General features: G+C 71.9%; 15 protein-coding genes, 2 tRNA genes and 1 pseudogene. 6 read left to right on the plus strand and 12 right to left on the minus strand.

Annotated features, from left to right (window positions below; genetic code table 11):
* Positions 1 to 26 precede the first annotated feature (26 nt).
* Both AMK16_RS16625 and AMK16_RS16630 read right to left on the minus strand, forming a co-directional pair.
* A complete protein-coding gene (locus AMK16_RS16625; protein WP_158071221.1) occupies positions 27 to 1,649 on the minus strand; it encodes a recombinase family protein in 1,623 nt (540 codons plus the stop codon).
* A gap of 201 nt (positions 1,650 to 1,850) precedes the next feature.
* Positions 1,851 to 2,351 (minus strand): MarR family winged helix-turn-helix transcriptional regulator, encoded by a 501-nt coding sequence (locus tag AMK16_RS16630; protein WP_073915498.1) that lies wholly within the window; start codon positions 2,349 to 2,351, stop codon positions 1,851 to 1,853.
* 113 nt (positions 2,352 to 2,464) lie between these two features.
* Here AMK16_RS16630 and AMK16_RS16635 point away from each other — a divergent pair, with 113 nt between their 5' ends.
* From AMK16_RS16635 to AMK16_RS16650, 4 genes are all read left to right on the plus strand, one after another.
* The gene (locus AMK16_RS16635; protein WP_073915501.1) at positions 2,465 to 3,034 is read left to right on the plus strand and encodes an NADPH-dependent FMN reductase; all 570 of its coding nucleotides are present in this window, start codon (positions 2,465 to 2,467) and stop codon (positions 3,032 to 3,034) included.
* Positions 3,035 to 3,206: 172 nt separating this feature from the next.
* Entirely contained in the window at positions 3,207 to 3,548 is a 342-nt protein-coding gene (locus AMK16_RS16640) for a hypothetical protein (protein WP_073915504.1), read from the plus strand.
* 152 nt (positions 3,549 to 3,700) lie between these two features.
* Entirely contained in the window at positions 3,701 to 4,282 is a 582-nt protein-coding gene (locus tag AMK16_RS16645) for a bifunctional DNA primase/polymerase (protein ID WP_107417152.1), read from the plus strand.
* An 18-nt stretch (positions 4,283 to 4,300) separates the two neighbouring features.
* Positions 4,301 to 4,374: transfer RNA gene (locus AMK16_RS16650), tRNA-Lys, on the plus strand.
* A 48-nt stretch (positions 4,375 to 4,422) separates the two neighbouring features.
* Here the strand turns inward: AMK16_RS16650 and AMK16_RS16655 are convergent.
* The gene (locus AMK16_RS16655) at positions 4,423 to 5,658 is read right to left on the minus strand and encodes a M6 family metalloprotease domain-containing protein (protein ID WP_079191533.1); all 1,236 of its coding nucleotides are present in this window, start codon (positions 5,656 to 5,658) and stop codon (positions 4,423 to 4,425) included.
* 346 nt (positions 5,659 to 6,004) lie between these two features.
* On the opposite strand from AMK16_RS16655, the gene AMK16_RS16660 reads away from it, so the two are divergent.
* A complete protein-coding gene (locus tag AMK16_RS16660; RefSeq protein ID WP_242438743.1) occupies positions 6,005 to 7,921 on the plus strand; it encodes a putative bifunctional diguanylate cyclase/phosphodiesterase in 1,917 nt (638 codons plus the stop codon).
* Positions 7,922 to 7,973: 52 nt separating this feature from the next.
* Here the strand turns inward: AMK16_RS16660 and AMK16_RS16665 are convergent, their stop codons facing one another.
* The 4 genes from AMK16_RS16665 to AMK16_RS16680 form a co-directional block, all read right to left on the minus strand.
* Positions 7,974 to 8,234, minus strand: coding sequence for a DUF397 domain-containing protein (locus tag AMK16_RS16665; protein ID WP_073915510.1), 261 nt, complete (start codon positions 8,232 to 8,234; stop codon positions 7,974 to 7,976).
* Positions 8,194 to 9,042, minus strand: a complete 849-nt coding sequence (locus tag AMK16_RS16670; RefSeq protein ID WP_073915513.1) for a helix-turn-helix domain-containing protein — start codon at positions 9,040 to 9,042, stop codon at positions 8,194 to 8,196. Before AMK16_RS16670 ends, AMK16_RS16665 begins: the two co-directional genes overlap by 41 nt.
* Before the next feature lie 168 nt (positions 9,043 to 9,210).
* The gene (locus tag AMK16_RS16675; RefSeq protein ID WP_073915516.1) at positions 9,211 to 10,911 is read right to left on the minus strand and encodes a glycosyl hydrolase family 18 protein; all 1,701 of its coding nucleotides are present in this window, start codon (positions 10,909 to 10,911) and stop codon (positions 9,211 to 9,213) included.
* A 254-nt stretch (positions 10,912 to 11,165) separates the two neighbouring features.
* Positions 11,166 to 12,293, minus strand: coding sequence for an LLM class flavin-dependent oxidoreductase (locus tag AMK16_RS16680; protein ID WP_073915518.1), 1,128 nt, complete (start codon positions 12,291 to 12,293; stop codon positions 11,166 to 11,168).
* A gap of 255 nt (positions 12,294 to 12,548) precedes the next feature.
* Here AMK16_RS16680 and AMK16_RS16685 point away from each other — a divergent pair, with 255 nt between their 5' ends.
* A complete protein-coding gene (locus AMK16_RS16685) occupies positions 12,549 to 13,307 on the plus strand; it encodes an IclR family transcriptional regulator (RefSeq protein WP_073915521.1) in 759 nt (252 codons plus the stop codon).
* Between the two features lie 74 nt (positions 13,308 to 13,381).
* Here AMK16_RS16685 and AMK16_RS16690 read toward each other — a convergent pair.
* The 5 genes and pseudogenes from AMK16_RS16690 to AMK16_RS16710 form a co-directional block, all read right to left on the minus strand.
* A tRNA-Lys gene (locus AMK16_RS16690) sits at positions 13,382 to 13,455 on the minus strand.
* Between the two features lie 226 nt (positions 13,456 to 13,681).
* A complete protein-coding gene (locus AMK16_RS16695; protein WP_073915524.1) occupies positions 13,682 to 15,373 on the minus strand; it encodes an AMP-binding protein in 1,692 nt (563 codons plus the stop codon).
* A 26-nt stretch (positions 15,374 to 15,399) separates the two neighbouring features.
* A complete protein-coding gene (locus AMK16_RS16700; protein ID WP_073915527.1) occupies positions 15,400 to 15,993 on the minus strand; it encodes a lytic polysaccharide monooxygenase auxiliary activity family 9 protein in 594 nt (197 codons plus the stop codon).
* A gap of 259 nt (positions 15,994 to 16,252) precedes the next feature.
* Positions 16,253 to 17,308, minus strand: a pseudogene (locus AMK16_RS38525) (SPFH domain-containing protein); the annotation flags it as partial.
* Positions 17,309 to 19,200: 1,892 nt separating this feature from the next.
* Positions 19,201 to 20,541, minus strand: coding sequence for a peptidoglycan-binding protein (locus AMK16_RS16710; protein ID WP_073916218.1), 1,341 nt, complete (start codon positions 20,539 to 20,541; stop codon positions 19,201 to 19,203).
* Positions 20,542 to 20,558: the final 17 nt, after the last annotated feature.

The following is a 20,558-nucleotide window of genomic DNA, read 5'->3' on the forward strand; positions in this document are numbered from 1 at the left end:
CCCCTGCCTGAACAGCGGGCCATGATTCACTTGAGAGGCACAGACCTCAACTGGTCAATCTCTACCTCCAGGACCTCCTTGAAAATCTGCAAAGCTTCAAGGTTCCACGGTTCTTCGTCGCTCGGCTCTACAGATCCAGCCAAAACATCACTCACTCTCTCAGCGACGTCATTCGGAGAGATGACATAGATAGCCATGCCTCGCCCCTTCGCCCCGGGGCGGCCCCAGATGAAGAGCCGAAAGCCAGCCTGCCGAAGGAAGGGCCCCTGTTCCTTCCATCCTGTCATTCCAGACCACTTCTCGGCGTAGGTCTGGCCGGTGCCAGTGACCTCCCACCGACCGGGTACGAAAGGTTCAGCCATCAGCTCCTCAAGGTTGGCCGCGTGCCGCTCCATTGTCCCGGTCAGAGAGGCGACCACCACAGGAGAGGCGGCCAAGGCGATTGATTGCGACAGATTGTCGATGGCGCGCTCAGGCTCCTTGATGTGCTTCCTGTTGTCCCTGCCCGGAACGTACTGGCGCTCGGTGATTTCTTCACCACCCAGCTTGACGAGGAATGCGTGCTCCGCAGCTGCGTACACCTGATCCTGAGACCAGGAGACGGATAAATCACACGCCTTGCCGTTGGACCAGGAAGAGCAGCGGAAGTACTTGTGGTGCCGGATGTCTCCCGTGTTCAACTTCCCGATCGAGCTGTTCTCGTACATCTTCCTGCCGCACGGACAGTAGAGCACGCCCGTCATGGGAGATGAATTGGACTTGATTCCGGCACGATGCCGACCCAGCGCCGTCACCGCCGCCTGCAATGTGTCGAATTCCCCATCACTGAGGATGGGATCAGCCCACCGAACAGGAACTCCGTCACGAAGAAGCGGCTCGCCTTTGTGCATGGCGATCCCTTTGAGGATCGGCTTCTTCAGCATCTTCCCCAAGGTGGACGTGGTCCACTTGGTTCCCTTGACGGCCGTCGCGACTCCGGGCTTCTTCTCGTCTGCGTTGGCGCTCCGCTGGTAGTCCTGCGACGTGAGGACGCCGCGCTCGTTCCAGTCCTGACAGAGGCGACTCATGGACCACCCCTGCTCCGCGATTCGCTCGTACGCCTCACGGATCAGGGGGCCCGTCACACGGTCGATGAGCAGCTTGTAGCGCCGCCGGCCCTGATGCTCCGTGAGGACCGGCCGATAGCCGAAGGGCCAAGTCCCGCCGCCCCAAAGGCTTTCATCGCGGTAGTACTGAGTCTGGTTCCGACGCTTCTGCACGATGGCTTCCCGGTACTCCTGCGCCTGTGTCGCCTTGATGTAAGCGATCATCCGGCCATTGCCAGGAGTGATGTCCAAGGCCGGGTCATCAAGGCAGATGACGTCCTTGCCGTCCTGGTAGCACTTGTCGGCGAACATCTCCCAGTGCGTCTGGTTCCGAGTGATGCGGTCCAGGGAAGTGACCATGATCGCGTCCCACTCATGCCACAGCGGCTCACGCATCCACCTGCCGAGGCCAGGCCGCTCCTCGGGGCGGACCGCACCCGAGATGAACGAGTCCTCTATGTCCCCCACCACATCGAACCGGCCCGCCGCGGCTGCGCCATCCAGGGCTTCAGCCTGACGCGCCAGAGCAGAACTGTCCTCGGAGTCCCGGCTGATGCGCCGCATCTTCAGGACGCGAGTCCCCGGTGACGACCTGTGCGCCATTTCGTTACCCCCCGTGTAGCCCCCTCTACACGCAGTGACATTACATGGCGAACCTGTTTCCCGAGAGTCGGGAGGCCAACCATTCGGTCCTGGCCCACCTGGCGGAACACCGGGTGGCTTGGAAGCCCTGAGCCCCGGCGGCCTGCCGGTCGGTGGCCGCGGCTATCGCCGGGGGGCCGGGGGCGGCTGCTGTCCCTTGCGGGTGAGGCCCTTGCGTTCCCGCAGCACCTCACCGACCTCGGCCAGGGTGCGCAGCTGCTCCGGTGTCAGGACGTCGATCAGGTGCCGGCGTACGGATTCCACGTGCAGCGGCGCCGCCTCCCGGACGGTCTCCACGCCCGCCCCGGTCAGGACGACCTCCGCGCCCCGGCCGTCCCCGGGCACCTCCTCACGGCGGACGATCCCGCGCTGTTCCATCCGTGTGATCTGGTGCGAGAGGCGGCTGCGCGACCACTGCATCAGGACGGCCAGCGCGCTGATCCTCATGCGGTGGCCGTCGGTGGAGCCGAGCACCGACAGGACGTCGTAGTCCGCCTCGGAGAGCCCGCTGTCCTGGCCGAGATCCCGCGCGATCGCGGCGTTGACCAGTGGGAACATCCGCCGCCACGCATACCAGGCGTCCTGCTCGGGCTCGGTGAGCCAGCGCGGCTCGGGTGCGGTCATGGGGGCACTCTAGCCAGGTGGGTGACACATCATCTACCTGGTTGACACGTCACCCACCTCACGGTTTGATAGGTGACACGTCAACAAACACACCATATCGGGGAGTTCGCCTCATGACCCGCCTGCACGTCATCTCCGCTTCCGTCCGCCCCACCTCCGCCGCGCGCCCCGTCGCCCAGTGGGTCGCCGACCGGGCGCGCGCCCACGGCGCCTTCGAGGTGACCCCCGTGGACCTCGGCACGATCGCCCTGCCCTTCCTGGACGAGCCCGAGTACGCCTCCAGCGGCGTCTACACCCACCAGCACACCCGCGACTGGAGCGCCCTGGTCGATTCCGCGGACGCCTTCCTCTTCGTCCTGCCGATGTACAACGGCGGCTTCACCGCGCCCTTCAAGAACGCCATCGACTTCCTCTACCGCGAGTGGCGGGACAAGCCGGTCGGCCTCGTCAGCTACAGCGCGGGCCCGACCGGCGGCGCCCCCGCCGCCGAGATGCTGCTGCCGGTGCTCACCCGGCTGCGCATGCGGCCCGCCGCGCGGTCCGTCGCGATCCCGGGCATCGGCGGCCTCGTGGGGCCCGAAGGGTTCGCCGTTCCGGAGGGTCTCGCCGACCGGCTGGCCGGCGTCCTCGATGACGTGGCCGAGCTGGCCGAGCAGCGGGCCGCCGAGGCCGTCACGGTCTGACGTCCGGGCGCCGGCCGGACACCTGCTCGACTCCTGCACCCCTGGGCCGCGCGGCTTCCTCCCGCGCCCCGCACCTCGTACGGACGTTCCAGCCGACCGGGCTGCACCCTTGCGCGGCGTTGGACAATGGACGGTGGCCCGGAAGGATTTCGCACGCAGCAGGAGGACACGCATGGCAGAGCCCGAGCGGACCGAGCGCAGGCCGCGGCCGGCGCCGCTGCTCTTCGAGCCCTCGGAGGCGGCCACGGACCCGGAGCACTTCTTCGACCTGGAGTCGATGGACGACCCCCGCGAACTGCTGGCCCGCGCGACCGAGCTGACGCTCGCCTTCCGGGCGGCGCAGGAGCGGGCGGTGGAGTTCCAGGCCCTGGCGGCGGCCCAGCTGGCCGACCCGCGCCGGTTCGACCGGCTCTCGCCGGCGGTGATCGCGGAGCAGGCCGAGTGGACCGAGGACTACGCCCGCAAGATGATCGAGTTCGGCGAGTCCCTGCAGCGTGACACCGGCACGCCCTGAGGGGGCTCGCCGGGGGCCCGCCGGTCGGGCGGCGCGGATCCGGCCAGCCCTCTGGCATATGCGGGGCGCAACATACCTCAGCACCACCCGCCCTGTCCCGGTTTCCGGTAACTCCTGGAGACCGGGTCGCTACCCGGAGTAGACCTGGGCGTATGACGACGCTGATGACGGCCACCGGATGCCCCGCCCCCGACGCGCGCAGCGCGCCCGCCGGCCACGTCACCCAGCAGGGCGCCGCCTGGCTCGCCTCCGCGTGCGCCCACCCGCGGGCCGTGCTCGCCGCCTGGCAGGCCCGGCCCACGGCCTCCGCGGTGCTGCCCTGCGGCACCGTCTTCGATGTCGTCAACGTCCCCGTCGTCCTCGGGCGCCGGATCCTCGACCTGCTCAGGTCCAGGGCCCCCGGCTCCGGCCCGGCAGCCGTGCACCGCGGCCGGATGCTGCTCTTCGCCGCCACCGGCACCGCCGACCGGCTCCCCGTCCTGCTCGCCTGGGAGGAATGGGGCGCTTCCCGTACGATCCCGGCGCCGCTGTGCCACGGGCTCGGCGATGCCGTCACCGTGCCGCCGCTGGCCGGCGGCCCGGGCCCCTCGCGCTGGCTGGCCGCCCCCGAGGCGCGCCCGCCGCGGCTCCCCGGGCCGGAAGCGCTGCTCTGGGCCTTCGTACGGGCGGCCCGCGGCAGCGCGCCCACCGGACCTGCGGATATCGATTTTTCGTTCCGCGGATCCGGATGCTAATGTCTACGACGTCAGCAGGCGCCGCTAGCTCAGTTGGTTAGAGCAGCTGACTCTTAATCAGCGGGTCCGGGGTTCGAGTCCCTGGCGGCGCACAGACGGAAGAAGGCCCCCACTCTCACGAGTGGGGGCCTTCTTCGTCGTCACGTGGTGATCTTCACCGTGTAGGCGCCCGACCGGGTCCGGTCCGCCACCTTGATGGTGATCCGCTCCCCCGGCACGGTGTACGTCTCGCCCACCTCCAGCGGCGCGTCCGCCAGCGGCGGGTACACCGAGCGGTCCCAGCACGCCTCCGTCGCCGGGTGTCCGTCCAGCACCTCGATCGGTCCACCGCCCGAGACCGCCTCGTTGCGCACCCGGTAGACCAGGACCCCTTCGGTGCAGGTGTCGCCGTCGTTGCCGGCGGGGCCCCGCGCCTCGACGGCGATGGCAGTGCCCGGTCCCGTACGGATCACGGCGAGCCGGGTGCCGCCCGTCCCGCCCAGCTGGGGGGCCTGCGCCAGCGGCTGGAGCGTGTGCAGCGTGGAGCCCGACTGCACGCAGTCCACCTGACTCGCATCGAGCCAGCCCAGCTTCCACTTGTGCCAGGCGAAGAGGTCGGGGGACATCCCGAACTGACTGCCCATGACGTCCCAGTCTCCGACGAAGGTGTCCCAGTCGCCCTTGCCGTCCGTCGGCCGGTGGTAGAGGTCGGGCAGGTCGAAGACGTGTCCGGTCTCGTGGGCCAGGACGTTGCGGTCGGGCGGGCGCCGCTCGAAGACGGTCACGATCCTCCGCAGGTCCGTGCCGTCGGCCCGGATCGGACGGTCGAAGTTGACGACCTTCGTGGCATCGGAGTCCACGCCGGGCGCGTCCGGGTCGGCGACGAAGTAGACGATGTCGTACTGGCTGAAGTCCACTCCGGCGTCGGCGGTGGCGACCGCGTCCCGCAGGTAGGCGGCCCGGTCCTCGGGGGCCCAGTCGCGCCGTATCCCGTACGCGGTGGACGGCTTGGGCATCCGGGCCCACTGCTTCTGCGGGTGCGGCACCAGCGCGAACCGGCCGTACGAGGCCCGCGCGAAGAAGTCACTGGTGGCGGGGAAGTAGTCGCCGGCGATCTCCCCGGGCGTGTAGGTGGGCCGGTGGTCGGGGAAGGAGAGGAAGACCATGACCGCGTTCAGCGTGCGCTCGGGCCGCGGGTAGGCGCCGTTCCAGGTGTCCAGACCCAGGGAGTGGTGCGCCGCAGTGCGGGTCAGCGCGCAGGGGCCGGCTCCGGGGTCGGCGACGGCGGGTCCCGCGACGAGCGACATGGCGGCCAGTGCCGTCAGGGACGTGAACGCCGCCGCCGTGCTTCGGAGGCGGGAGCGGTCCACTCCCCCGGGTGTCTGCTGTGGCGGCACATCGACCTCCGGTGGTGGATTCGTACCATCTCGTCCACCTTGAGGCGATTGTCTTACTAACGCCCTGTTCCGCTGCCCCACACGAGTGAGCACTGCGGCAAGCCGGTGACCCCCGGGGTTCACGCGTTTGCCTACAGAACGTCACATCCGATCACCTGGGATCAGCAGCGGCCTCCGCTTGCTCACAGCCGCACAGAAACGATCGTCCGAGCCATGGCCCACGATTCGTCATCACACCGAACTCCCCGGCCCCTCGCGGCGACGCCGCTGGATAGGGCCTCCCGGCAGCCTCTATGATCGGCACACTTTCCTGCACGGACACTCACGAGCACTGCGGGAGCCAACGGTGAGCGGAACCTCAGAGGGAACCGGTTCGGCGGCCGACAGCATCCGACCGGCCGTCACGGAGCGTCACGCCGCAGTGCCAGCGGCGGCGGATTCGGTGCGCGCCGCATCCGAACGGCGCGACTACCGGGCCGCATTCAACGCGGCCCACCTCGCCATGGCGGTCGTCGACCGCGAGGGCTACGTCGTGACCGCCAACCAGGCCTTCGCCGGACTGCTCGGCGCCGATCCGCAGGCGCTCGTCCACCGGTGCGCCGCCGACCTGGTGGACCTGGCCGCCGAGGCCCGCACCTGGGCCGCGTACCAGGAGGTGCTGCGCGGGCGGCAGGCCCGGCTGCGCTGCACCCGGCGCCTCAAACACCCCGACGGGCACTCGCTGTGGACCGAGGTCACCCTCGGGCCCGTCCCCGGCACCGGGGACGTCCTGCTGTCCGTCGCCGACATCAGCGACCGGCGCGACCTCCAGGCCCGGCTGCGCCACCTCCAGATGCACGACCCGGTGACCCGGCTCCCCAACCGGGCGCTGTTCTTCGAGCGGCTCTCCGCCGCCCTGGAGGCCTCCTCGTACGACCACGGCGGCGGCACAGGCCGGATCGGGCTGTGCTACCTGGACCTCGACGGCTTCAAAGCGGTCAACGACACCCTCGGCCACCGGGTCGGCGACCGGCTCCTGGCCGCCGTCGCCGCCCGGCTGACCCAGTGCGCCGACCAGTCCGGCTACGGACGCACGGGCGGCCACCTGGTCGCGCGGCTCGGCGGCGACGAGTTCGCCCTGCTGGTGGAGGACTCCACCGGCACCGAACAGCTCGCGGACCTGGCGCGCAGCGTACTGGCCGCCGTACAGGAGCCCTTCGACCTGGCCGGCCAGCGGCTCTCGGTCTCCGCCTCGATCGGCGTGGTCGAGCGGGCCACGGCCGGCACCTCGGCCACCGGGCTGATGCAGGCCGCCGACACGACGCTGTACTGGGCGAAGGCGGACGGCAAGGCCCGCTGGACCCTCTTCGACCCGGAGCGCAACGCGCACCGCATGACCCGCCAGGCGCTCTCCTCCACGCTCCGGCCGGCGGTGGAGCGAGAGGAGTTCGCGCTGGAGTACCAGCCACTGGTGGACCTGGCGAGCGGGACGGTGCGCGGGGTGGAGGCCCTGGTGCGCTGGAACCACCCGCAGTTCGGCACCCTGACGCCGAATCGGTTCATCGGTATCGCCGAAGAGGACGGTTCCATCGTCCAGTTGGGGCGGTGGGTGCTGCGCACGGCCTGCCGTCAGGCGCGGCGCTGGCAGATCGAACAGCCCAGCGACGCCCCCGTCTTCGTGTCGGTCAACGTGGCGGTGCGCCAGGTGTGGGACTCCGACCTGGTGGGCGACGTCGCCGAGATCCTGGCCGAGACGGGGCTGGCGCCGCAGCTGCTCCAGCTGGAGCTGACCGAGTCGGCCGTCATGGGCTCGGCGGGCCGGCCGCTCCAGGCCCTCCAGGCGCTGAGCGACATGGGCGTGCGGATCGCGATCGACGACTTCGGCACGGGCTACTCGAACCTGGCCTACCTCAGCAGGCTGCCGGTCTCGGTGCTGAAGCTGGACGGGTCCTTCGTCCGGGGTTTCCGCTACGAGGAGGGCGCCCACCCGAACCCGGCCGACGAGACCATCGTCGAGGCCCTGGTCCAGCTCGCGCACCGGCTCGGGCTGACGGTGACGGCCGAGTGCGTGGAGACGGCGGGGCAGGCGGCCCGGCTGCGGCGCGTCGGCTGCGACACCGGCCAGGGCTGGCTGTACTCGCGGGCCGTGGCACCCGAGGTGATCGCAGCGATGATCGACCGCCAGGCCGCCGCCGCTGCCGCTCCTGCGGTCGCGGTCGCCCCGGCGGCTGCCGCTTCCGCCTCCGTCCAGGCCGACGAGCCCGCCCCGCACCCTCTCGTCTGAGGCACCGGCAGACGGGCAGCCCCGGCGGGGGGCTGCCGCTGTCGGCGTGCGGTCAGAGGCTCCGGACGAACGCGCCGAACGCCTCCGGGGCCACGGTGAAGACCGGCCCGTCGGGCCGCTTGGAGTCCCGGACGGCCACCCGGCAGGGCTGAGCGGCCACCTCGACGCAGTCGCCGCCGGTGCTTCCGCTGTAGGAGGCCTTGTGCCAGGCGGCGCCGCCGAGGGGGGTGCACTCGACGCACTCGCCGCCGCTGGTGCCGCTGTAGGACGACTTACGCCACTGCACGCCCGTCAGATCCACACTGGTCCCCATAGCGTTCCTCCATTACGCGAGCGATCAGAAGGGCCGACTCCTCTGGCGAGAGGGCTGCGGCTTGCAACCGAGCGTATCCGACGGAACGCTCCCTGATCACTTGCGGATTGGCCGTCATGTGGCCCGTGTCATAGCTCTCCGTGTAGAAGAGATCAGGGTCGCCGTCAAAGCGAAGGAGAGTGAACGATCCCATCATCCCGCTGTGCTCACCGGTCGAGAAGGGAACCACCTGGATCTGGATCCAGGGTCGGCCAACGAGATTCAGCAGGTGGGCCAGTTGCTCCCTCATGACCTCACAGCCACCGACGTTGCGATGCAGCAGTGCCTCGTCCAGCACCACCAGCAGCACTGGCGGGATCTTCCGCGCCAGTATGCGCTGACGCTCGATACGGGCCGCCACGATCTCGTTCGCCCTGTCCGGATACTCCACGGTCAACAGCGCCTTTGCGTAGGCCTCCGTCTGAAGGAGCCCATAGATCAACTGCGCCTGAAAGGTGGAGATGAACGTCGCCCGGGCCTCCATCTCCGCATACGCCTGGAACCACGTCGGCAGCTGGCTCCGCAGGACCAGTCCCACCAGGCGGGAGAAGACTCCGCCGGTCCCCAGCGCCGCGTCCAGCCGTTCGGAGAAGTCGCGGGTCGGCACCCGCTTCGTCGTCTCGATCTGGCCGATCAGCGAGCCCGTGCAGTAGATGATGTCGCCCAACTGCCCCTGCTTGAGCCCGGCCTCCTCCCGCAGGCGGCGCAGTTCGTAGCCGTAGTAGTCCAGCGGCGAGGCGCTGGGATCGAGGTCGCGGATGTTGACCACGGGAAGGTCACCCCCATGAGGACGCGGGCCGGATACACCTGTGGCCGAGCGTAATGGCACCGATACGCTCCGGTGTCCGGATTGCGGTGACCATGTGACACACCTCCGCCCCGCACCCGGGATGCGGGGTGCGGGGCGGGGCGTCGCTCGGCGCGTGGTGGGGGGAGATCAGCAGGCGCCGAGGTCCTTCCAGACACCCCACTCACCGGTGGTGCCCGGCGTCTCGTTCTGCGTCCACCACTGGGCCTTCCACTTGTGCCCGTTGTGCGAGACCTCGCTGCCGCCGGTGTAGACGGTGCCCGCGACGTACGCCGGGGTCGATCCGCAGCCGGTGCCCGGCGGCGTCGTCGGAGGCGTCGTCGGAGGCGTCGTGGGCGGAATGGTCGGAGGCGTGGTCGGAGGCGTGGTGACCGGCGGCTGCGTGGCCCCGCCGAGGGCGTCCGAGATCTGGTTCAGCAAGGTGGCGTTGTTGTCCAGGCCGAGCAGGGAGTACATCATCGCGCCGGCCAGACCGCGCTGCTTGCCGTAGTCCACCCGGGCCTGGATGGACTTCTGGTTCAGGCCGGTGAAGAACTCGCCGTCCTTGTAGAAGTACGACGCCTTGGCCTGGTCGTCCCAGAAGGTCGTCGCCGGGTTGTCGACGATCCCGCCGAGCTCCTTGTAGTTGGCGATTCCCGGCTGCTGACTGGTGGGCCGTGCGGCGCTGGGGCCGGTGGCGGACTGGGCGAGGCCGCCCGCGGGACCGGCCGGGACGCCCTTCCAGCCGCGGTAGTAGAACTCGTAGCCCAAGGTCAGCTTGCCGGCGGGGAAGCCGCCCGCGATGCCGTAGGCCGGCTTGCCGTCGATCCAGGAGTCGATGGCGTTCTTGATGCTGTACTTCTCGCTGCCCGGGGCGATCGCGTCGGTCGGGTCGGCGGGCGAGTTCGTCAGCGGCGACTGGTGGTAGGTCGGCCCGTCGGCGTCCCAGGCACCGTGCATGTCATACGTCATGATGTTCGCGTAGTCGAGGTACGCGCCGATCTTGTCCGTCTCGATGTACTTGATCTTGTCCTGGCCGGCCGGGAGGGCCGAGGTCAGGAGGTACTTCTTGCCGCCGTTGGCCGCACCGTAGGCGTCGAGCTGCGTGCGGAACTCCTTGAGCAGGAGCGTGAAGTTCTGCTTGTCCTCGGGGGCGTAGTGGTTGCCGAGGTGGCCGCCCGCCGAGCCCGGGTACTCCCAGTCGATGTCGATGCCGTCGAAGATGCCGGCCGCGCTGCCCGCGCCGCCGTAACCGCCCTCGACGGGCAGGTTGCCCTTGATGTACTGGTCGATGCAGGAGGAGACGAGCTTCTTGCGGGAGGCGTCGGTCTTCGCCGCGTCGCTGAAGTACTTCGAGTACGTCCAGCCGCCGATCGAGATGTTGATCTTCAGCTTGGGGTACTTGGCCTTCAGCTGCTTGAACTGGTTGAAGACGCCGACGATCGGCTGGTCCCACTTGTCGGCGACCCCGCTGACGCTGTCCGCCGCGCTGAAGGACTTCTGGTAGTCCGCGTACGAGTCGCCCGCGCCGTCACCGGCATTGGGGTTGTTGTCGTCACCCGCCGCCTTGTTCGCCTCGAAGCAGGTGAGGTTGGTGGGGTGGATGTTGCCGAACGAGTAGTTGATGACGTCCAGCTTGCCCGCTATGCCACGCGTGTCGAGGTGCTTGGGGTAGAAAGCGCTCCCGTACACGCTCCACTGGTCGTAGTAGGCGATGCGGACACCGCCGGCCGAAGCGGTGGACGAGGCGTCGGCCGCCGAGGCGGTGCCGAGCCCCGCGAAGGAGGCGAGCGCTCCGGCTGCCAGCGCGGCCGTGGCGGCGGCCGCGACGAGGGGTTTACGGATGTGCATGAACCGGCTCCGGGGGGTGGGAGGGCTGGGCGACAGCTTCACTTGGGAGAAGTGATAGCGATCACTCCACACCCCAGTCAATGGTTTGGACCAAAGAAGGACTAGACCACCGCGCGGACAAATGTGCTCGTCAGAGACCTGGACGCACATCAAAAACCGCTCGCCACCCCGGGTGACGAGCGGTTTAAGGGTCCCTTAGGACATGCTCCGGCAAGGTTTCGGCAACAAACCAGCCAAACCCCGTTCTCCTTGGTTCAGGAGTGGTCCGCACCATCCACGGGCATGCCGTACGCATCTGCGACGAGGCCGTAGGAGCGCAACCGGGCCGTCCCGCTGTGGGCGTTGGCGGTCAGCATCAGCTCGTCCGCGCCCGTGCGCCCGGCCAGGTCGTCGAGCCCCGCGCGGACCTCGTCGGCCGTGCCGTGGACGATGTTGGCGAGCCAGCCGTCCACGAACTCCCGCTCCATCGGGGAGAACGGGTACGCCGCCGCCTCCTGCGGCGTCGGGACCAGCCCCGGCCGCCCGCTGCGCAGCCGCAGCATCGACAGCGCACCGGTGAGCACCTGCGCGCGGGCCTCCCCGGCGGTGTCGGCGGCCAGCGCCGCGACCCCGATGACGGCGTACGGCGCGTCCAGGACGGCCGAGGGCCGGAAGCTCTGCCGGTAGAGGTCGAGCGCGGGCAGGGTGCCGGCCGCCGAGAAGTGGTGGGCGTAGGCGAAGGGCAGGCCCAGCTCGCCGGCGAGGCGGGCACTGAAGCCGGAGGAGCCGAGCAGCCACAGGGGCGGTCGCCCGACGGACCCCTGCACCGGGCCGGGTACGGCGTGCACGCGGGAGTACGGGTGCCCGTCGGGGAAGTCGTCGTCGAGGAAGCGGGTGAGCTCCACGAGCTGCCGGGGGAAGTCCTCGGCGGATTCGTCGAGGCGCCCGGACCCGCGCAGGGCGGCGGCGGTGCGTCCGTCGGTGCCGGGGGCCCGGCCCAGTCCGAGGTCGATGCGCCCCGGCGCCAGCGCCTCCAGGGTGCCGAACTGCTCGGCGACCGCGAGCGGGGCGTGGTTGGGCAGCATGACCCCGCCCGAGCCGAGCCGGATGCGAGAGGTGTGCGCGGCGAGGTGGGCCAGGATCACGGCGGGCGAGGAGCTGGCGACGCCGGGCATGGAGTGGTGCTCGGCGACCCAGTGGCGGTGGTAGCCCCGGGCCTCGGCGAGCCGGGCGATGTCCACACTGGTGCGCAGCGCGGCGTGGGCGGTGCTGCCGGCGCCGACGGTGACGAGGTCCAGGACCGAGAGCGGTACGGGCGCCCGGCCCCGGGCGGAGCCGCGGATCCCGCTCCCCCCGCCGGCCCGGCCCGCCGCCTGCCGACGCTCGTCCCCGGTGTCACTCATCGTCGCTCCCGTCTCGGTTCCGCGTTCGTACGACCTGCGTACGACGTCCGTACGAAGAATTCGAACCGTCCGCGACGCCCGGGCATTCCCGGCACACCCCCGAGAGGGCGGACATGACTGTGGCATATGCCAAGGGCGTAGGCCCTGGCAGAACGATATGATTGAGCCATCAATCTCCTCAACAGGCGCTCCACGCGGGCCCCTTGATGGCTATCGTGGTGAGGCAAGCGGTAACAACCTGGTAGGGGGAAAACCGTGGCGCTGAAGCCCGAGCCGACCGCGCCGTTCCATTCGGTGCAGTACGCCCTGCGCGTACTCGAAACGATCGCCCGGCACGCCGGCGGCGTGACCGACGTGCAGATCGCACGTGAGACAGGCCTGCCCGCAGCTCATCTCGCCCCGATGCTGCTCATGCTGCGCCGGGAGGGATACGTCCTGCAGGTGTCCGACGGCGCCTACGCCATAGGTGATTCCCTCGTCCTGCTCGGCTCCGGCATCGACCGCCAGCAGGCCCTGACGGACAAGCTCCAGGAGACCTTGGACCGGCTCCGGGATTCGGTGGGGGCGGCCGTCTACATCAGCCGGTACGTGGACGGCGAGGTCCGGATCACGCAGTTCGCGGACAGTCCGCGCACTCCGAAGGTCCACGAGTGGGTCGACTTCCGCTCCGCCGCCCACGCGAGCGCGGTGGGCAAGTGCCTACTGACCCAGCTCGACCAGAACGGGCGGCGCGACCACCTGTCCCGCCACAAGATCGCGCGGCTCACGTCGAAGACGATCGTGAACGAACGGGTCCTCTTCTCCAAGCTGGACGCCCAGCCGGCCACGGTGCCCGTGCTGGACCTCCAGGAATACGCCGTGGGGACCGTCTGTGCGGCGGTGCCGATCACGGCCGGGGCCTCGGTGGGCTGCCTGGCGCTGTCGATGCCGGTCGAGCACGCGCACCGGCTGCGGGCCGCGGCGGACGCCCTGAACCGCAAGGCGGCGCCGCTGCTGCTGTCGCTCACGCTCTGAGCGGCGGGGTGGGAGGGGGCCCGGAAAACACTTCGGGCGGTTCCCGGTGAACCGGAAACCGCCCGAAGGACAGGTGCGCCGCCAGGGACTCGAACCCCGGACCCGCTGATTAAGAGTCAGCTGCTCTAACCAACTGAGCTAGCGGCGCCTGCTGACAGAGAAAATACTACCCGGTCCCCAGGGGTGCTCAAAACCATCGCCCTCGGCGCCCGCGGGGCGGCCCCCAGCGGTCCTCCGGGCCGGTGCGCGGGCGGTCTGCTGGCCGGTGCGCGGCCGGTGCTCGGGCGGGCCGCTGGCCGGTGCGGCCGTCCCATCGGCCGGTGTGCGGCCGGTCTCACGGGCGGGTGTGCGCCGGACCCGGGGTGGGCCTGCCGTCAGCCTGCCACGAGGTCCGACCGGCCGTGGGCCTCGTACGCGGCGAGGATCGCGGACAGGGCCGGCCCGTCCAGTCGGCGGTAGTCCCCGCCGGGGGGCCGCCACCAGACCGGGTCCGGGCAGCGGAAGCCGGCGCGGCGCAGGGCGACCCGGTGGACCTTGTTGGTGGCCGTGACCGGCATGGCGGGAACCAGCCGGACGTAGCGGGGGGACATCTTCGTGCCCAGGTCCGGCTGGGCGGCCAGGAACGCGGCGAACGCCTGCGGGTCGAAGGCCGCGCCCTCGCGCAGGGCGAGGGCCGCCATCACCTGGTCGCCCGCCGCCTCGTCCGGCACCGCGTACACCGCGACCGCCGCGGCTCGCGGCCAGCGGGCAAGGATGTTCTCGATCATCGCGGCCGCCAGGTTCTCGCTGTCGACCCGCAGCCGGTCGTCACTGCGCCCCGCGAAGTAGAGGAAACCCGATGAGTCCCGGAAGAAGAGGTCGCCCGTCCAGTACCAGCCGTCGCGCGTGCGGGCCGCCTCGGCGTCCGGGTTGCGCCAGTACCCCTCGAAGAGGGCAGGGCCGCGGTTGACGAGCTCGCCGATCGCCTCCTCGCCGTTGAGCAGGCGCCCCCGGCCGTCCAGGACGGCCGGGGGGCATTCCCGGCCGGTCTCCGGGTCGATCACCGCCAGGTCGGCGCCCGCTCCCGACGCCCGGCCGAGCGCGCCCGGCGGGGTGTCCGGGGTGTGCTGGACCGAGGCACCCCCCTCGGTGGCCCCGTATCCCTCGACCAGCCGGACGCCGAACCGCTGCGCGAAGCGCGCCGCGTCCACCGCGCCGGCCTCGGTGCCGAAGCCGAGCCGCAGGGTGTGCTCGCGGTCGTCGGGGCGGGGCGGTGTGGCCAGCAAGTATTGGACCGCCCGGCCGACGTAGGTGAAGTAGGTCGCCCGGTAGGCGCGTACGTCGTCCAGGAACGCGGAGGCGGAGAAGCGGCGGCGCAGCGCCACCGCGGCCCCGCCGGCGAGCGCCGGGAGCCAGTCGGCGATGACGGCGTTGCCGTGGAAGAGGGGCATGCAGACGTAGTGGACGTCCTCGGGTGTGACGGTGAACCGGCGGGCCAGCGCGGACGCGGCCGCCGCCAGCCGGCCCTGGGTGCAGATCGCGGCCTTGGGGGCGCCGGTGGAGCCGGAGGTGAAGTAGAGGAGCAGCCGGGAGGCCGGGCCGGGGGCGCTCAGCGTCGCCTCGCCGGGGGTGGCGCCGGCGTAGGGCGCCAGCAGGGCCCCGTACTCCTCGGTGTCCGTGACCAGGATCCGTACGCCCGGCAGGCCGAGGCCGCGCAGCAGGGGCAGGTGGGCGCGTTCGGTGACCAGGATCCGGCAGTCGGTGTGCAGGATGTCGCGCGCGAGCTCGGGGCCGCGGCGGGTCGGGTTGATCCCGGCGACGGCGGCCCCGGCGAGGGCCGCCGCGCCGAGCCAGAAGGGGAACTCGGGGGTGTTGTCGAGCAGCACCCCGAGGTGCGGCTCGGCCCCCGGGGGCATGAGGTCGACGAGGAGCGCCGCGCGTGCGGCGGCCTCCCGGGCGGTCCGGTGGTGGCTGATGGCGGTGCGCGCGGCGTCCTGCGCGCCCTCGTACATCAGCCCTGGCCGGTGGTCGCCCCACCGGCGCGCCACGAGCTCCGCGACGGTCCGGGGTGCAGTCGTCGTCCGCATGCCGCCGGAGGCTAGCTGACGTTACGTCAGAACTGAACGTCCGAGCAGGCGTAGAAGGCGTTGGCCGTGTCGTTGACCGTCCAGACGGCCAGGATCAGGTGGCGGCCCGACTTGCCGCTCGGCATGGTGCCCTGGTGGACGGTGGTCATGGCGGGGCGGGCGCCGTTGTAGGCGACGGTGAGGAAGGGCTGGGATTCCAGGGAGGCGCGGGTGAGCGGCTTGGTGGGGTCCCAGCCGTTCTTGGTGACGTAGTACCTGAAGTCGGTGGTGGAGTGGTTGGCGGTGAACTGCCAGCGGAAGGAGTAGCTCTGGCCGCTGGTCACCTTGGTGGCGGGCCAGGCGCCGCCGCGGGGGTTGTCGAGTTCGGCGAACTGGGTGTTCCCGCCCGCGCAGATCCGGCCGTCGGCGGGGCCGGCGGCCGGGAACCCCTTGAGGCCCTCGACGCTCTGCGGTTCCCACTGGATCTGACCGCAGTCGGAGACGGTCTTGTTGGCACAGAGCTTCTGGCGGCTGATGGGGGTGTCGGTGTAGCCGTGGCTGCTGGCGCTCGGGGCGCTGAGGAGGGTGATCGCGGCGACGAGGCCGAGGCCGAGCGCGGCGGCGCCGGCCCGTCCGGGCATGCGGGGGTTACGCATGGTGCTCCTTGAACGTGGGGGGAAGTCCGGTGAGAGCGTGCGCACGCGGGGGAATGACGCGCGGGAATGGTGCGTGGTGACGCGCGGGAACGATGGGGCGGTTTTCAGGTCTAGACCAACTCCCAGATTATTGACGAGAGTTGGCCATGTCCAGACCAAAGAGGGAACGGGTGGTCCGGTCGGTACCGGCCACCCGTTCCCCTGTCACCGTTCCCCTGTCACCGTTCTCCCGTCACCGTCCGCCCTACTCGGAGCGTCCCGTGTAGAAGGCGACCGTGAGGTCCTTCACCAGGGCCTTGCGCTCGTAGTCGTCGAGCTCGACGAGACCCCGTGAGGTCAGCCGGTGGACGGTGTCGTCCACGGCGTCCACCACCGAGGTCAGCACCATGTCCCGGTGCTGGGCGTCGATCGCCGCGACCCGGCGGCGGCGCATGGCCTCGGCCACCTCGGCCGCGTACTCGATCCGGGTGGGCTGGGCGGAGAAGACCTCGATCCCGACGGCCTCCGTCTCCGCCGCGAGCATCCGGGTCAGCGCGTCGCCGACGGCCTCGGCGTCGCGCAGGGTCGGGGCGTCCTCGTGGAAGGCGTCGGCGGGCAGCTGCGACAGGACGCGGGCCATGGCGGATTCGACCTGCTCCGCGAGGTACTCCACGTGGTCCTCGACGGCGAGGGCGGCCCGGGCGGTGTCCTTGACCTGCCAGACGACCTGGACGACGACCTGGAGGGCGAGCCCGCCGGAGTCCACGGCGGGCATGGGCTCGCTGCGCCAGTGGCGCAGCCGTACGTCGACCCGGCGGCGCAGCAGGAGCGGGCTGACCCAGGTGAGGCCGGTCCGCCGGACCGTGCCGCGGTAACGGCCGAAGAGGGTGAGCACCCAGGCGTGGCCGGCGCGGGAGCGGCCGAGGCCGCCGAGGGCGAGGAGGGCGACGATGCCGAGGAAGGCCAGCGGGGGCCAGTGGGTGGCGCGCAATCCGTGGTAGGCGCGGGGACTCGCGCCGAAGGCGGCCACGACCACGGGCGGGACGACCCCGGCCCGCCAGAGGACGGCGGCGCAGCCGGCGAGGGCGAGACCGCCGATGCCGACGCCGGCCCAGCCGGGCAGGACGGGGCCGCGGTGCTCCCGCAGCCGTTCGTCGCCCCGAGGGACCCGACGGCCGGGGGCGGGCCGTGGGGCCGGCCGCCGGGCGGGCGGGGAGACGGGCCGGGGCGGGGTGGCGGGCCGGGGCGGGGTGGCGGGCGCGGGGGCGTCCGGCCGGGACGTGCGGTGCGGCTCGCCGGGGAAGGGCAGGTCGGCGGGCACCTCGGTGACGGCGCCGCCCCGGGGCGGACCGACGCGGGGGATGTCCTGACTGTCGTCCTCCAGTCCTCGCGCCACGGCCTGGGCGACGATCTCGGCCACACCGGGCCCGGGCACCCCGGAGCACGAAGCCCCGCCGACCGCCTCGCCCGGACCGTCACCACCGACCGCCTCGCACGGACCATCACCCCCGATCGCCTCGCACGGACCGTCACCACCGGGCCCGGGGACGGACGCGGGGACGGACGCGGGGACGGGCCCGGGGACGGACGCGGCCGGGAACGCGGGCTGCTGCGCGTGCGGGGGCTGGGGCGCAGGTTCGAGCTCGGGCTGACGCTCGGGCTGCTGCCGGTGTGCGTGCTGGGGGTGGGGCGCGTGCTCGGACTCGTGCTGGGGGTGGGGCGCGTGCTTGGGCTCGGGCTGGGGGTGGGGCGCGTTGGGCTCGGGCTGGGGGTGGGGCGCGTGCTTGGGCTCGGGCGGGTGCGCGAGCCGGTGCTCGGACTCGGGCTGGCGGTGCGACGCGTGCTCAGACTCGGGCTGGTGCTCGGTGTGGGGCGCGTGCTTGGGCTCGGGCGGGTGCGCGAGCCGGTGCTCGGACTCGGACTCGTACTCGGGTTGCTGGGACTCGGACTGGCGCTCAGGTTGGGGCCGGTGCGCGTGCTCGGGGTGGAGCTCCTGCACGGGCTCACTCTTGGACTGCTGCCGGTGCTCGGGCTCGGCTACGGCCTCCGGCCCCGTTGCCGAAAGGCGCCGGTCATCGGTGGCGGCCCGCGGCTCGGCGGCCGACCGGATCCCGGCCCGCGGGCGCGGTGTGAGGTGCTGTTCTCCCTCGCGCTGCGGACCGGCCGTGGCAGGCGTCCCGGTCACGGCGTGCGGCCCGGCGGGCAGCGAGTCGTGGCGGGCAGTCGACCGCGGGTGGGGCGCGAGTGGCGGTTCGACCGCCGCGGCCTGCCGGGCTTCCTGTCCCGACGGACCCGTCGCGGCCCGGGGCCCGGCGGGAGCGGACTCGTACTGCCGTACGGAAGGCTGCGGGGCGGGGTCCTGGGAGTGCGGACCCGCGGTGTCGGCGTCGGCGGTCCGCAAGCGCAGGGTGGCCGTGCCGGCGTGGGCCGCCTCGTCCTGCGGGTGCGGGATCCCCGGACCGGCGTGCACCGGATCACCGTCGGCCTGTCCCCGTGCCGCCGGCACCTCGGCCCCCGTGGCCACGGACGACGGCGCTGCGGCGTGCGCTGGAGTCGTGTGCGCCGGGGCGGCGTGCACCGGCTCCGGCGCACACGACTCCGGTCGGGCCGACCGGACGGAAGGCCGGCCCGGGGCTTCGGCCGGAGCCGGGACAGCGGGCGCCGGTTCCTGGCGGCCCGACCAGGCGGGGGCCAGGGCCTGAGGTTCGGCCGGGGCCGGGGCCGGGGCTTCGGCCAGCGCCGGGGCCTGGGCTTCGGCCGGCGCCGGGGCCTGGGCTTCGGCCGGGGCGTGGGCCGGGGGTTCGGTCGGCGCCGGGGCGGCCGGGGTCGGTTCCTGGCGGGCTGACCAGGCCGGGGCCGGGGCCTGGGCTTCGCTCGGGGCCGGGGCCTGGGCTTCGGCAGGGGTCTGGGCCGGCGCTTCGGCGGGGGCGTGGGCCGGGGGGGCGGCCGGCCAGGGCGTCGGTTCGGGGCGGGTCTGCCGTGGGCGGGCCGTCGGGGGGCCGGCCCAGCCCGTCGCCGACACGGTCTCGGCCACCGCGGCGACGGCCGGACCCGCTTCGGCCCGCCCGCAGGATCCCGCCGCCTCGCGCGGCGCGGCGGCCCCGCGGGTGGCGCACGGGGCCGGGGCTGCCGCGGAGGCCGGTGCGGTCACCGGGGGCACCCGGAGGGTGCCGGTGGTCGTAGTGGTGCGCGTGGGATACATCGTTGCCTCCGTCATGCGAACAGCCGGCGCCAGGTTTCCGGGCCCGGGTACCCGTCGGCCGAGGCTCCGCGCCAGCCCTGCGCGCGCTGGAACGCCTCGACGTTGCGGCGGTCCGCCTCGCCCCACCGGGAGTCCGGACCGGTTGTGTAGTACGTGCCGAAGCCCTTCTTCACCAGCTGGCGGGCGAGGGCGGCGACGGCCTCGTGGGACCGTCCCGGGCGGAACACCGACGCCCCGGGATAGGCCCGTACCCCGCCAGGTCCGGGCGCGCCCGTCACCGTCGGCGGGATGTCCATGCCCTGGCGCTCGACCAGCAGGCGCCAGGTGTGGGCGCCCGGGATGCCGTCCGCCTCCGCGCCCGTCCAGCCCTGGGCCAGCTGGAAGGCCTGGGTGGCCAGCCGGTCGGCCTCGGACCAGGTCCGGCTGGGCCCCTTCGGGTAGAAGCGGTAGGCGCCGCGGTCGATCAGCATCCGCCCGAGGTGCGCCACGTGGTCGTTGGTCCGGCCGGGGCCGAACTTGTTCGCCCCCGGGAAGGCCGTCGAGGTACCCGGCTTCGGGTCCTGCGCGGGGCCGTTCCCCAGGAGCCCGCTGGTGACCCCCTTGAACCGGTAGGGCAGGTACTTGGTCGCGTTGCTCCAGTAGCCGTAGGGCGTGGCCAGCCTCCGCGTCGTCGGCCGGGTCTGCTCGTAGGCGATGTAGTGCGTCCGGGTGTCGTCGGCCCAGCCGCCGAAGAGGACCACGTGGGAGCCGTTGCTCGGGTCTGCCGGATTGTGGAAGAGCAGCATGTCCCCCGGGAGCAGATCGGCCTTCGTGATCTTGGTGGCGAACTTGTCGAGGCTGCCGGTCCACTCGTTCGTGCCGAGGTTCCAGGCCATCGAGACGAAGCCCGAACAGTCCTGCCGGTACCCGTCCGTCCAGTACTCGGACATGCTGTACGGGACCTTCGCCTCCAGCCACAGCTTCGCGCGGGTGATGATCGTCGTCCGGTCGATCCGCCGCACCGCGGCGGGCGCGCCCGGCTTGCCGACCGGCCCGCCCTTCGGGCCGTGCAGCGGGGTCCGTCCGCCCTGCGGGGTGCCGGGGTCGTCCAGTGCCGCCGTCCCGGGTACCGGGTCCAGTGCCACCGCCCCGGGTACCGCGTCGGTCACGGCCACCGCGGCTCCGCCGCCACCGCCCAGGACCGCGCCGGCGGCGGTGGCCAGGAGCAGCGCGCGGCGGGCCCCGCGTGCGGCGCGGTGGCCGCCGTCACGCAGCGGTATGGCCCGCGTGCGGGCCAGGGAGCGGTGGCGGGCGCATCCCGCGCACGCGCAGTCGCCCGCGGGCTCGTACTCCTCGAAAACGGGCATCGGCATCTGCACATCCGCCGGCG

Origin of the sequence: Streptomyces sp. CB00455, from assembly GCF_001905445.1 — a bacterium.
Classification (GTDB): Bacteria; Actinomycetota; Actinomycetes; order Streptomycetales; family Streptomycetaceae; genus Streptomyces.